The organism is Novosphingobium sp. FW305-C-30-35 (assembly GCF_058783135.1).
In genome coordinates, this window is record NZ_JBYSYJ010000002.1 from 604,310 (window position 1) to 616,072 (window position 11,763).

The window sequence follows — 11,763 nt, forward strand, 5'->3', positions numbered from 1 at the left end:
GATTATCGCCAGCGCTTGCCCTGGTCACGCGACTTTTGTAAGTAACACTAACAATATCGGGCAGAGGAGCCGCAAAGGTGCAAGACTTCAACGATCAGATCGCGTTCATCACCGGCGGCGCTTCTGGCGCAGGGCTGGGGCAGGCGCAGGTCTTCGGCCGTGCCGGCGCAAAGGTCGTGATCGCGGATATCCGGGCCGAGGCCATCGATCAGGCGCTCGCCGCATTGCGCGCAGAGGGCATCACCGCCCACGGCCTCGTGCTCGACATCATGGACCGCGCTGCCTACGCCCGTGCCGCTGACGAAGTCGAAGCCGTGTTCGGCGCCGCGCCCACGCTGCTCTTCAACACCGCCGGGGTCAACAGCTTCGGCCCGGTAGAGAACACCAGCTACGACGATTTCGACTGGATCATCGGCGTCAATCTTGGGGGCGTAATCAACGGCATGGTCACGTTCGTGCCCCGCATGATCAAAAGCGGCAAGCCCGGCCACATCGTCACCACCTCGTCCCTCGGCGGCCTGATGGGCAGCGCGCTGGCCGCACCCTATTCGGCGGCCAAGGCTGCGGTGGTGAACCTGATGGAAAGCTACCGCCTCGGCCTTGAAAAGCACGGCATCGGCGTTTCAGTTCTTTGCCCGGCCAACATCAAGTCCAACATCGCCGAAGCCAGCCGCCTGCGCCCCGCGCAGTTCGGCCAGAGCGGCTACGTCGAAAACGAGGACTCCATCGCCTCGCTCCACTCGATCCACCAGCACGGCATGGACCCGGTCGAACTCGCCGAGCACGTCAAGCGCGCGATTGAAGCAAACCAGCTCTACGTGATCCCCTACCCCGAAGCCAGGGACGGCCTGCGCGCCCACTTCGATCGGATCGTCGAATCGGTCCTCCCCCTCGAAGCCGACCCGGAAGGCGCCCGCCTGCGCACCGAAGCCCTGCAGAACTGGGCAGCCGATCGCGCGCGGGTGTTCATGGAGAAGCAGGAGTGATCTGACAGCACCAACGTCGATGCCCCCGCTTTCGTGAAAAGGAAGACGGGGGTGTTCGCGCCGTGAAGCTTTCAGTTCAGCGGCTGCCAGTCGAATGCCAGTTCGCCTTCGCGGTGCGCAAAACGATTGAGATGATCGGCGACAACCTGCTGCATTCGCGAAAGATCGCCTTCGCCGTCGATGGTGCACGTGACTTCAAGGGCTGAGTCGTGGGCCTTGAGATCGACTGGTCCGAACGGAAGGGCAACCCTACCCTCATGGGGATCGAAGGACACCTCGAACTTGTGGCCCCAATGCTTGCAGAGCTGCTGCAAGTAGCGGCTGGCGTTTGCGGTCGGGACTGTGGCGCGGCTGGAGGTCATGGATCACTCGCTTCTAAAGACTGTTTTCAATGCATCTAAGATATATCGTAATCACATCATGTCAACTGCCGACGCGAATTCATGCTTCATCCAAGGTTGACTAGATCGCCAAGTCCGTGGCAAGCGCGCTGCCTGCACCACGAGGCCAATGAGGCCTGCTGGCCCGAGCGGGTATAGCTTAGTGGTAAAGCTCCAGCCTTCCAAGCTGGCTATGCGGGTTCGATTCCCGCTACCCGCTCCAACTTCCCGTTCACCAGCACACCCAGATCGCTGTAATCCGCAATAAAGCGGACATTTTTGGCGTCACCGAGCCGCTTGAAACCGCGAATATCTGCTGCACGAAGCAGCTTTTCGATGGGGCGGTTCAGTGCCGCGCCGCATGCTACCCTTTCGTTCTACATCACTGGCCAAGCTGAACATGTCAGCAAAGCTTATCAAGGTGCACGAATGCTCCGATAGCATGGATCAATGCCCTTTCCGGACTGGACATAACGCGTCGTCACTTCAATCCCTTGATGGCCGCGCATTGACGTCCCCACTTGGTCCGACGTTGCATGAGAACAGGCCGGAGAGGTGCAGACTATGACGAAGCTTCGCGTTCCCGCGATCGGTGCCAGCCTGATCTGCGCCCTGCTTGCAGCCCCGCTGCAGGCGACCGGCCCTGCCAGCGACCCCTCGCAAGCCGCATTTCCGGCGCAGGACAGCGCTGCGGTTGCGCGTCATCTTTCAGCCGCACGAAAGCTGGCAGAACCCGACTTGCTGCCGGAGTTCTACTGGCGCTGCATGACCAGCCCGCTCGACCGAAAGACAGTTTCCGCCATCCAGCACGACGGACTGGTGCCCGAGGCCCGGGTCTTCGATCAGCTCTATTCCATCGGCCAGAATGCGGTTTCGGCCTGAGCCTTGGACACGAGCGATGGCATAACTCTGATCGATGCCCTCAACAGCGAGGCGGAAGCCCGCGAGATCATTTTGCCCAACATGGTCCGGCTTGGCCTCGACCCGAAGCGTATCCGCTATCTGATCGTGACGCACGGCCATGGGGACCACTGGGGCGGCGCAAAGTTCTTCCAGGACACTTACGGCGCAAAGGTTGTGCTGTCGCAGGCGGATTGGGACATGATCGAAAGACCGGATCGCGGCGGCGGTCCTTTTGCCGACCTGCTTCCGCCGCGGCGCGATATCGCAGCCAGGGACGGAGACAAGATCACGCTCGGCCAGACCACGGTGAAGCTCTATGTCACTCCCGGACATACGCCCGGCACGCTGTCGGCCTCATGGGCGGCACCGGCGGCGGCAGCAGCAGCGAAACCATCAAAACTCAGATTGCCTCGCTGATCCGTTGGTCTGGCCTTGGCAAGACGGCCGGGGTGGATGCGCTGATAAGCAATCATCCGGCGCACATCAGCGCCATCGAAAAGATTCAGCTGCTCCGCAACGGTCTCGCAACCGATCCCAATCCGTTCGTCTACGGCACCGATCGTGCCGAAAGATTCGCTCGCGTGATGGAGAAATGCTCGCGCGTGCAGCTCGCACGGATGGGTGAAAGCGGAGAATGAGCTGATGGCACAAGGCGCAATGGGCGATCCCGGACGACGGGTGCGCATCGTCGACATCAAGGTCACGCCGATCGCCTTTCGCGATCCCCCGCTGCGCAACGCGGCCGGCGTGCATGAACCCTACGCCTTGCGATCGATCATCGAGATCACGGCATCGAACGGCCAGACCGGCTTGGGAGAAGGGTACGGCGATGCGGCATCGCTGATGGCGCTCGAAGTCGCCAGCATCGAGGCATTGGCAGAAGCCTTCCCGGGATATCCCTTGCGCATCGACCCGAACGGGGCGTGGTCCATGGAAACGGCCATCTCGGTTGCGGCAAGGCTGGGACTTCTTATCGAGTACTACGAGGATCCCGTCGACGGGCTCGATGCATGGCCGAGTTGCATCGGCAGACCGGCCTGCCTTTGGCGACGAACATGGTCGTCACCTGCTTCGATCACGTGCGGCAAAGCGTAGCGAAAAATGCCGTGCAGATCGTGCTCTCTGACCACCACTACTGGGTGGCCTGAGGGCAAGCCAGCATCTCGCCACGATCTGCGCAACGTTCGGGCTTGGCCTTTCCATGCATTCGAACTCGCACCTGGGCATCAGCCTGATGGCAATGGCGCATCTCGCGGCAACAACGCCGAACCTTACCTATGCCTGCGATACGCATTACCCGTGGGTGGAGGACGATGACGAAGTTCTGGTGGGAGGCAAGATCGCCTTTCAAGAGGGCTGCATCATCGTAGGCGATGCGCCCGGTCTCGGCGTCGCGCTGGACCAGGAGCGCCTGCGCCGCGCGCACCAGGCCTTCCTCGACACGACGATCCGATCGCGCGACGACACGGCGCAGATGCGCAGGTACGCCATGTGTTTATCGATGCGAACATGCCGTTCGGGGGATTCAAGGAATCTGGCCAGGGTCGGGATTTCGGGGTGAACTGGCTGGATGGATATCTCGAAGACAAACGTGTGCATCGCGCACTGATCGCGCGCCGCTCTTTCAGAAGCGACTTGCCGGGGAGGTGCGCAGTCAAGGCGCGAGTAACGGATCATTCCCCCAAAGTAAGCAGTTGTCCTGATATCGATCGCCTTCAAATGAAAACCGGGTTGATTCCAGGATTACTGTGTCAAGTTGCGACGCCTCCGACGTTACCGAGGAGAAGCTGCGCAGCAACGAATTCTCCGCCAAGGTAGATGCCATTGGCCGCAGCCTTGCGACGATCGAGTTCGATCTCGATGGCAAGGTGATAACCGCAAACGACAATTTTCTGCGCACCATTGGATATTCGTTGCGCGAAATTGTCGGCCAACACCACTCGATGTTCTGCTCGCCAGACTATATCCGCAGTTCCGATTACCGCGATTTCTGGATGAAGCTCAACGCCGGCCAGTTCCATTCTGGCCGCTTCCATCGCGTGGGCAAGTATGATCGCGATATCTGGATACAGGCCACATACAATCCGATCTTCGACCTGACGGGCAATCCCGTGCGTATCGTGAAGTATGCCTTCGACATCACCGAACAGGTGCAGATGGAGACGGCGATCACCGAACGCGCGCACGAGATGAACCTGCTATCAACCCAGCTTTGCAAATCGATCACGGAAATCACCGGATCGACGGATCAGGCGCTCTCGCTGTCACTGCAAACACGGGTTAACGCGGAACAGGGCGAAACAACGCTCGGCTCTGCCATCGAATCCATCGAACTGATTCAGAAATCCGCCACTTCCATCTCCGAAATCGTTCGCATCATCAGCGAGATCGCCGGGCAAACCAACCTGCTCGCCTTCAATGCCGAGATCGAGGCTGCCCGAGCGGGCGAGCATGGCGTGGGCTTCTCTGTCGTTGCCGGCGAGGTGCGCAAACTTGCCGAACGCAGCTCTGCCGCCGCGCGCGACATTTCACGACTTATAGATCAGTCCAATGCGCAAGTCGGCGAAGGCACCAACCGCTCCCGCATGGCGCGCAACGCATTTTCGGAAATCGTGTCCAGCGTTCAGCAGACCAATGCCGCAATAGAGGCGATTACGCGGCTTGCTGCCAACCAGGCACAGCTGACCGAAAATGTCGTTGGGCAGATTTCAAGACTTTCCGCCACAACCAGCATCGCTGCCTGAAGACGATGACTGCGGTGCTGCAGCCGGGCGTACACGATACCTTGTTTGGCCTGATCCGCATTGCCGGGCTTTGCGCAGCACTGCCCGTGGCGGCAATCCGGGAAGTCGTACCCTGCCCGTCCAGACTGGAACCGTTCCCCGCATCGCGGCCTGACATAGCTGGCGCTCTCGAGCTGCGCGGCGAAGTCATTCCCGTGATTGACCTTGCCCAAGCACTGAACCCGTCAGTTGACGGTGGTGGACAGCAGTTTGACGAGCGCTCGATTGTCGTGATCCTGCGCCAGGAGCAGCACATCTTTGCGGTTCTGGCTGATGGCATCATCGGCGTCATGCCGCTCACCACCCGCGAGATAAGTCCGCTCAGCCAGGCTGCCACGGATGAAGGTGTGCGGCTGTTTTTCAGTACATTCCGCGTTGCCGCCCACAATGGCGTTGTACTTGATCCCGCAGCGATCATCGGATTGCCAGGAATGGTCACGGCCACCGATCGGGCCGCCAGCAAGGACGATTCCCGTCAGATCGACGAGCCCATCCTCGTGTTTACGGTTGCAGGCCTGCGGCTTGCCCTGCCAGCCAGCTGCGTCGATGCCAGCCTTCCTTCTGCCGATCTTTTGCCGACGCCGAAGGAAACAGAGCTCTGGATCGCGCAGCGCGAATACAAGGGCGCGGAAATCCCGGTGGTCGACACCCTGCATTTGCTCGGTCATGGATCGCTGCCAAAAGGCCGGCGAAGCGGTGCCGGCATTGTCGTGCGCACGCAATTGCCGAACCCTGTCCCGCCAGGCTGGACAGAGCCCTTCGGTCTTGTGGCGCTCCTGATCGACACCGTGGACGACATCGGCCGGTTCGCTGCCCGATGTTTCTCGCCACTTCTGCAGGACGCCGTAGCCGGCGCGGTCCTGTCTCTGGGGATACTCGAAACGGCTGACGGCAGCGCACTCCTGATCAACGCGCAGAAGCTTGCCGCGCACGAAGGCCTCCGCAATCTTGGCGTGATCCGCAATGTGCAGGAGACCGCAACAACTGCAGTACGTATCGGGCAAGCCGACGAGTTGACAACGCGCCCGACCGAAAAGCCGTTTCTTGTTTTCTCAGTTGGTGATCAGCGCTTCTCGACCCCGCTTGGCTCGGTCGAGGAGATCCTGCTCGCCCAAGCCGCCACCCTGCCCATGCCATCGGGCGATTGCGGCATGCTGGGCCTATTCGCATCACGTGGGCACTGCGTCCCGCTACTCGACCTGTCTTACGTGCTGGGCGAAGCCGCCACCCGCGATGGGCGATATATCATCGTCACGCGAACCGACCATCCTGATGGCCTGCGCCGCGCCGGATTTCGCGTCGACGAACTGCATTCGGTCGATCGCAAGGCGCTGCAGGAAGTTGGGGCGAAGGACCGGACTGCACATTTGCCTGGCCTGCCCGGGCCGACCATCCGGTTGAGCGATGGTCACGCCTGCACGGTGCTCGACCTTGCCGGCGCAGCGGAGCGGCTGTTGAACGTCCAGCAGGAAGCGGCTCGCAACTGAGCGAACGAAAAGGCCGCCTATCGGCAACCTCACTTGCCCGGGTAGTTCTGCGTCCCCGGCGACCCGCGCCATCTCCACCCTGAAGGACGACATTCGGCGGACCACGACGCGGAGACAGACCCAGCCGGAAGGCCACCTTTGTAACGCTTCCTTCGTTTGACCCGACGCAGGACGCTGCGCGTGCAAAGCGCCAGGCTTTCAGCTGCGATACGCACAGCAAACGCTGCCCGCGCTTCACCGCGAAGGGATCAGTCCGGCGCGATCACGCCGTCGCCCTCGCGCCACACGGGACGGATCTGCGGGTCGTCGTAGATCTCCATGATCTCGAACACGTTGCCGAAGAAATCGCGGCAATAGGTTGCGGCATAGCCGTGGCGGCGGCCGTCATCGTCCACCGTGATGCCCGCCATCGAAGGCGGCGCATGAACGCGGATGCCGGCGTCGAGCAGGCGCTGGTAGCAGGCCTGGATATCGTCAACCTGCACGGCGAAGTGGGTATAGCCGTGGTGGTTCACGCCGCGGTCCGGGTCCTGCCGCTCGGGCGCGGGCGCGGAATATTCGAACACCTCGATATGGGCATTGCCCAACCGGCACATGAACTGCCGCGCCGCACTGCCCTTCAGCCCGATCACCTCGTCGATGAACGGATTGTCCCGCCATTCCAGCGGCGGCCCCACCTCAACCGCGCCCAGCAGGTCGAGGTAGAACGCGCGTGCCTTGTCGAGATCGGGGACCGAGACCCCGATATGCTGGATCCCCTTGGCCCCGATGCTCATGGTCTGGTCCTCAGAACTGGACGCGCTTGGTAAAGCCGCCGTCGATCACCAGGTTGGTGCCGGTGGTATAGGACGATGCCGGGCTGGCGAGGAACACCACGGCCTTGGCCACGTCGTCCGGCCCGCCAAAGCGGCCCAGCGCAAATCCGGCTTCGACCGACTTGTACAGATCGGGCGCAGCGCCTTCGATCACGTCCCAGTTGCCGCCGGGGAACTTGATCGGCCCGGGCGAAACCGCGTTGACGCGAATGCCCTTCGGCCCCAGCGCCTGGCTGAGCTGCCCGGCATAGACGATCAGCGCGCCCTTCAGCGCATTGTAGCCCTGCGGCACGATGAAGGTTTCAAGCCCCGCCGTCGACGACAGGATCACGACCGAACCGTCATCCGACTTTTCAAGGTAAGGCTCCAGCACTTCCACGCCGATCACCGAACCCATGATGTCGTGGTCCAGGCCCTTCTGCCAGTCACCGGTCTGGCCCGAACCCGAGGTCGAGATCATCGGGATGAAGATGTCGCAGCCGCCAAGGCTTTCTGCCGCCTGTGTCAACCAGGCGCGATAGGCGTCCGGGCCCGAATCCATGTCGAAGGCCGAGCCAAAGACCTTGCCCCCATGCTTTTCAAGGCTCGCCGCGGTTTCGGCAACCTGTTCGGCATTGCGCGAGCAGAACGCGATGTCCGCACCTTCGGCAGCAAGGATTTCCACCGTCGCCCGCCCGATGCCGCGGCTGCCGCCGGTCAGGATCACCTTCTTGCCCTTGAGTCCGAGATCCATGTTGTCGCTCCTCTATCCCGTGCAGAATCCGTTGCAGCGTTCTTGAAGGGGGTGGCAATGGCAAGCCACTCCCCTTTTGAACAGGAAATGCGCTGGCCCATCGAGTGGTAGCCAGCAGGAAACGCGATTGGGAGCAAGGATATGACCAAGGGTACGTGCCGTCTCGAAGGCAAGACCGCCGTGGTGCTGGGCGCCAGCAGCGAAGGCAACATGGGGCAGGTCATCGCCCGGCGCCTGATCGACGAAGGCGCGCATGTGCTCGTTTCGGGCCGCAAGGAAGCCGTGCTGGCAAGCTTCGCCGCGCAGACCGGCTGCGCATGGGCGCCGTGCGACATCACCGACGAAGCCAGCGTCAACGCCCTGGCCGATACTGCGTCCGAAAAGCTCGGCGGCATCGACATCGCGATCAACGCCACCGGCTGGGGCCTGCTCAAGCCCTTCCTCGAGGTTACCCGCGCCGAACTTGATGCGATGAGCGCGCTGCAGCTGGTCGGCCCGCACCAGTTCTTCCAGGCGATGATCCGCAAGATGGCGAAGTCGCTTGGCGGGCGCGGCGGTTCGCTGATGACGATCAGCTCGGCCACCGCCACGATCATGCTCAACGATCACGCGATCTACATGGGCACCAAGGCCGGAACCGATCACATCGTGCGCTGCATCGCGCATGAGTTCGGCCACGAAGGCATCCGCGCCAACTCGATCTCGCCGGGCCTGACCGATACGCCGATGAACGCCGAGGCCAAGCAGGTCCCCGGCCTGTTCGAATCGTTCCGCAATTCCTATCCGCTTGGCCGCTGGGGCACTTCCGAAGATGTTGCCGCCGCCGTGGTCTTCCTTGCCAGCGACGAATGCTTCATGACCGGGGAAAACCTGCAGGTGAATGGTGGCCTGACCTTGCGCCGCAACCCCACGCGCGATGAAATCAACGCCGCGGTGGCCAAGGCCATGGCCGAGGGTTGATCGACCACGACCCGTTCTTGGGATGTTTCGCTTGGCCGTTGCACGTTTGAAGGAAATCGGTTAACCAGTCGCCCAAACAGCTTCAAACAGGCGGGCGATGTCTGATCAGAATTCAATAGTCAGCCAGATCGGCGATCTTGCCTCAGCCGGCGAGAAGATGATCGAGCGCCTGCGCCGCAAGGCTTTCCTGCCAGACAGCCGCAAGGGACTCAACGTCCGTGTCGGCATTGCCGAGGCGGCGCAGCTGCTTGGCTGCTCGACGAATCGCATCCGCATGGCCGAGGATGACGGCCGCCTCCCCCCGCCCCCCTCGGGCGAGAATGGGCGCCGCCTCGGCTATTCGATGGAAGAGCTGATGCACATGCGCGAAGTGCTGGGCGCCTCCCCTGCCCGCGCCCCGCTCGACGTGCCGGCGATCATCGCGGTGCAGAACTTCAAGGGCGGCGTCGGCAAGTCCACCGTCACCACTCACCTCGCCCATTATTTCGCTGTGCAGGGCTATCGCGTGCTGGTGGTGGACTGCGACAGCCAGGCGACGACGACGACGCTGTTCGGCTTCAACCCGCACTTCAACATCACCCGCGACGAAACGCTTTATCCTTATCTTTCAATCGACCCGACCCAGACTGACCTGCTCTATGCGGTCAAGCGCACGCCCTGGCCCAATGTCGACCTGATCCCCTCGAACCTCGAACTGTTCGACGTGGAGTATGAACTTGCCGCCTCCGGTTCCGATGGCCAGTCGGTCCTCGCCGCGCGCTTCCGCAAGCTGAAGGCCGGGCTGATGGACATGGCCCGCGATTATGACGTGGTGATCCTCGATCCGCCCCCGGCCCTTGGCACGATATCGCTTGCCGTCATGCAGGCGGCCAACGCGCTGCTGGTGCCGCTCGCTGCCACCACGCCCGATTTCTGCTCGACCGTGCAGTTTCTCTCGATGATGGACCAGGTCATCGCCCAGCTGATCGAGGCCGGGATCGCGGTGGACTACAGCTTCGTCCGCCTGATCTGCTCCAAGTTCGATGGCGGCGATCCTTCCCACGAAATGGTCCGCACCATCATGGAGCAGACTTTCGGCCCAGCCCTGCTGCCCGTGCCCATCCTCGAAAGCGCCGAGATCAGCCACGCAGCCCTGCGCATGATGACGGTCTACGAACTCGAGAAGCCGATCGGCACGCCGCGCACCCACAAGCGCTGCCGCGCCAACCTCGATGAAGCGATGGGCCAGATCGAACAGCTCGTCCGCGCCGGCTGGGGCCGCGTCGCCCCGGCAAGAGAGGAGGACGTGATCCATGCGTGATCGTCCGCCAAGCGCGTGGGAAACAACTTTCCTACAGGCAATCGTTCACTTTATGTTCCGCGCCTTTCGCAACGAGGTGACTTATGGCGCGTAAGCAGTCGGACTATCTCGCAAGCCTGCTGGCTGACGAGGAAGTGCTTGAAACCAAATCGGAAGTTTCTAAAGCAACGGCACCGGAAACGGCGGCCGAATCGCCGGCTCCTTCCCCTGGCCCCTCCCCTGCCCCGGCGCGCCACGAACGCTTGCGCGGCACCACCCTGCTCGGCCGCGAAAGCGCGCTGGCCCGCGTGGCGAGCGGCGAAGTCCGCCAGGTCACGCAGCTCCTGCTCGATCCGGCGCGGGTGCGGGTGTGGAAGGGCAATGCCCGCTCATACGAACACCTCTCGGTCGAATCCTGCCGCGAGCTGATCGATTCGATCATTGCCGAGGGTGGCCAGAAGGTCCCCGCCGTGGTGCGCCGCATCGATGGTGACCCGGACCACGACTACGAAGTCATCGCCGGTACGCGGCGGCACTGGTCGATCTCATGGCTGCGCGCCCACTCCTACCCCGACATGCAGTTCGTGGCGCAAGTCGCCCAGCTCGATGACGAGGCCGCCTTCCGCCTGGCCGACCTTGAGAACCGCGCGCGAAAGGACGTGTCGGACCTCGAGCGCGCCCGCAACTATGCGCAGGCGCTCTACGATCATTACGGCGCCCACCTGACGCGCATGGCAGACCGGCTCAACCTGTCAAAAGGTTGGCTGTCGAAGATGCTCAAGGTTGCCTCTCTGCCCGATGTCGTGGTCGCCGCCTTCGCCAGTCCCGCCGATGTACAGATGAAGCCCGCCTACCCCCTCGCCCAGCTGCTCGACAACCGGGAGCTGGCTCCGGCGATCCTGCGCGAGGCCAAGGTGCTGGCCCGCCTGCAGGAAGAACGGCGCAAGTCTGGCGATCCGGCGATTGCCGCCAACGATGTTGTCGCCCGTCTGATGGCGGCGGCGAGCGTCAGGGCCGATGGCCCTCCGCGCGAGATCGTGCTCGAAGGCCGTGGCGGCAGGCCGGCCATCACCCTGCGCTCGATCAACCGGCAGGGCGTGACCCTGCGCTTCCACGCCGGTTCGGGCATGCACCTCGACGCCCTCCTGGAACTGGCGCGCGAGGCGTTGGAGCAGCTTGAGGACGAGGGCCGGAGCATCCTGCTCTAATGGAAAACGGGGGGAGAAGCGCAGCGGCAGAAAAATGTTTCCCCGGGGAAACATTTTTCCCGTGCGCCCCTTCCCCCTCGATCCGGACAGGTGTTTCCCTGGGGAAACATTTCGTCCGGTGGGGCCTTCGACAGGCTCAGGCTGAGCGGATTTCAGGATTTGTTATCTACATAACGCTCCCATCCACACCGCCTCCCCCCTTCTCCGTTCATCCTGAGCCTGTCGAAGG

The 11,763-nt window shown here is 62.4% G+C and carries 14 protein-coding genes and 1 tRNA gene; 12 read left to right on the top strand and 3 right to left on the bottom strand.

Annotated elements, in window-relative coordinates:
- The first annotated feature begins 77 nt into the window (after positions 1-77).
- The gene (locus tag AC3WLM_RS19405; protein ID WP_039335737.1) at positions 78-986 is read left to right on the top strand and encodes an SDR family NAD(P)-dependent oxidoreductase; all 909 of its coding nucleotides are present in this window, start codon (positions 78-80) and stop codon (positions 984-986) included.
- A gap of 71 nt (positions 987-1,057) precedes the next feature.
- Here the strand turns inward: AC3WLM_RS19405 and AC3WLM_RS19410 are convergent, their stop codons facing one another.
- On the bottom strand, positions 1,058-1,348 hold the full coding sequence (locus AC3WLM_RS19410) for a DUF2218 domain-containing protein (protein WP_039335738.1): 291 nt from the start codon (positions 1,346-1,348) through the stop codon (positions 1,058-1,060).
- 167 nt (positions 1,349-1,515) lie between these two features.
- Between AC3WLM_RS19410 and AC3WLM_RS19415 the strand changes: the two genes are divergently transcribed.
- The 8 genes from AC3WLM_RS19415 to AC3WLM_RS19450 all read left to right on the top strand — a co-directional run bounded on the left by AC3WLM_RS19415 (position 1,516) and on the right by AC3WLM_RS19450 (position 6,539).
- Positions 1,516-1,589, top strand: a tRNA-Gly gene (locus AC3WLM_RS19415).
- 341 nt (positions 1,590-1,930) lie between these two features.
- A complete protein-coding gene (locus AC3WLM_RS19420) occupies positions 1,931-2,248 on the top strand; it encodes a hypothetical protein (RefSeq protein ID WP_492478500.1) in 318 nt (105 codons plus the stop codon).
- A gap of 3 nt (positions 2,249-2,251) precedes the next feature.
- Positions 2,252-2,686 (top strand): MBL fold metallo-hydrolase, encoded by a 435-nt coding sequence (locus AC3WLM_RS19425; protein WP_492478501.1) that lies wholly within the window; start codon positions 2,252-2,254, stop codon positions 2,684-2,686.
- Positions 2,626-2,907, top strand: coding sequence for an MBL fold metallo-hydrolase (locus AC3WLM_RS19430; protein WP_156451881.1), 282 nt, complete (start codon positions 2,626-2,628; stop codon positions 2,905-2,907). The genes AC3WLM_RS19425 and AC3WLM_RS19430 overlap by 61 nt, the downstream gene beginning before the upstream one ends.
- 4 nt (positions 2,908-2,911) lie before the next feature.
- On the top strand, positions 2,912-3,364 hold the full coding sequence (locus AC3WLM_RS19435; protein WP_492478502.1) for an enolase C-terminal domain-like protein: 453 nt from the start codon (positions 2,912-2,914) through the stop codon (positions 3,362-3,364).
- Between the two features lie 49 nt (positions 3,365-3,413).
- Entirely contained in the window at positions 3,414-3,830 is a 417-nt protein-coding gene (locus AC3WLM_RS19440; RefSeq protein WP_492478523.1) for an enolase C-terminal domain-like protein, read from the top strand.
- A gap of 187 nt (positions 3,831-4,017) precedes the next feature.
- Positions 4,018-5,013 (top strand): methyl-accepting chemotaxis protein, encoded by a 996-nt coding sequence (locus AC3WLM_RS19445; RefSeq protein ID WP_492478503.1) that lies wholly within the window; start codon positions 4,018-4,020, stop codon positions 5,011-5,013.
- 5 nt (positions 5,014-5,018) lie between these two features.
- A complete protein-coding gene (locus AC3WLM_RS19450; RefSeq protein ID WP_062342566.1) occupies positions 5,019-6,539 on the top strand; it encodes a chemotaxis protein CheW in 1,521 nt (506 codons plus the stop codon).
- Between the two features lie 248 nt (positions 6,540-6,787).
- Here AC3WLM_RS19450 and AC3WLM_RS19455 read toward each other — a convergent pair whose 3' ends face one another.
- Positions 6,788-7,315, bottom strand: coding sequence for a VOC family protein (locus AC3WLM_RS19455; protein WP_062342568.1), 528 nt, complete (start codon positions 7,313-7,315; stop codon positions 6,788-6,790).
- 10 nt (positions 7,316-7,325) lie between these two features.
- Positions 7,326-8,087 (bottom strand): SDR family NAD(P)-dependent oxidoreductase, encoded by a 762-nt coding sequence (locus tag AC3WLM_RS19460; RefSeq protein ID WP_039335742.1) that lies wholly within the window; start codon positions 8,085-8,087, stop codon positions 7,326-7,328.
- Between the two features lie 141 nt (positions 8,088-8,228).
- On the opposite strand from AC3WLM_RS19460, the gene AC3WLM_RS19465 reads away from it, so the two are divergent.
- The 3 genes from AC3WLM_RS19465 to AC3WLM_RS19475 all read left to right on the top strand — a co-directional run bounded on the left by AC3WLM_RS19465 (position 8,229) and on the right by AC3WLM_RS19475 (position 11,534).
- Positions 8,229-9,047: an SDR family oxidoreductase gene (locus AC3WLM_RS19465; protein ID WP_492478504.1), complete on the top strand. Its 819-nt coding sequence runs from the start codon at positions 8,229-8,231 to the stop codon at positions 9,045-9,047.
- A 97-nt stretch (positions 9,048-9,144) separates the two neighbouring features.
- Entirely contained in the window at positions 9,145-10,347 is a 1,203-nt protein-coding gene (locus AC3WLM_RS19470) for an AAA family ATPase (RefSeq protein ID WP_039335745.1), read from the top strand.
- 83 nt (positions 10,348-10,430) lie between these two features.
- Positions 10,431-11,534, top strand: a complete 1,104-nt coding sequence (locus tag AC3WLM_RS19475) for a ParB/RepB/Spo0J family partition protein (RefSeq protein WP_492478505.1) — start codon at positions 10,431-10,433, stop codon at positions 11,532-11,534.
- Positions 11,535-11,763: the final 229 nt, after the last annotated feature.

Bases quoted from the DNA above. Each gene is read 5' to 3' on its own strand.
- AC3WLM_RS19410 (WP_039335738.1), bottom strand. From the start codon at position 1,348: ATGACCTCCAGCCGCGCCACAGTCCCGACCGCAAACGCCAGCCGCTAC.
- AC3WLM_RS19420 (WP_492478500.1), top strand. From the start codon at position 1,931: ATGACGAAGCTTCGCGTTCCCGCGATCGGTGCCAGCCTGATCTGCGCC.
- AC3WLM_RS19430 (WP_156451881.1), top strand. From the start codon at position 2,626: ATGGGCGGCACCGGCGGCGGCAGCAGCAGCGAAACCATCAAAACTCAG.
- AC3WLM_RS19435 (WP_492478502.1), top strand. From the start codon at position 2,912: ATGGCACAAGGCGCAATGGGCGATCCCGGACGACGGGTGCGCATCGTC.
- AC3WLM_RS19450 (WP_062342566.1), top strand. From the start codon at position 5,019: ATGACTGCGGTGCTGCAGCCGGGCGTACACGATACCTTGTTTGGCCTG.
- AC3WLM_RS19455 (WP_062342568.1), bottom strand. From the start codon at position 7,315: ATGAGCATCGGGGCCAAGGGGATCCAGCATATCGGGGTCTCGGTCCCC.
- AC3WLM_RS19460 (WP_039335742.1), bottom strand. From the start codon at position 8,087: ATGGATCTCGGACTCAAGGGCAAGAAGGTGATCCTGACCGGCGGCAGC.
- AC3WLM_RS19465 (WP_492478504.1), top strand. From the start codon at position 8,229: ATGACCAAGGGTACGTGCCGTCTCGAAGGCAAGACCGCCGTGGTGCTG.
- AC3WLM_RS19470 (WP_039335745.1), top strand. From the start codon at position 9,145: ATGTCTGATCAGAATTCAATAGTCAGCCAGATCGGCGATCTTGCCTCA.
- AC3WLM_RS19475 (WP_492478505.1), top strand. From the start codon at position 10,431: ATGGCGCGTAAGCAGTCGGACTATCTCGCAAGCCTGCTGGCTGACGAG.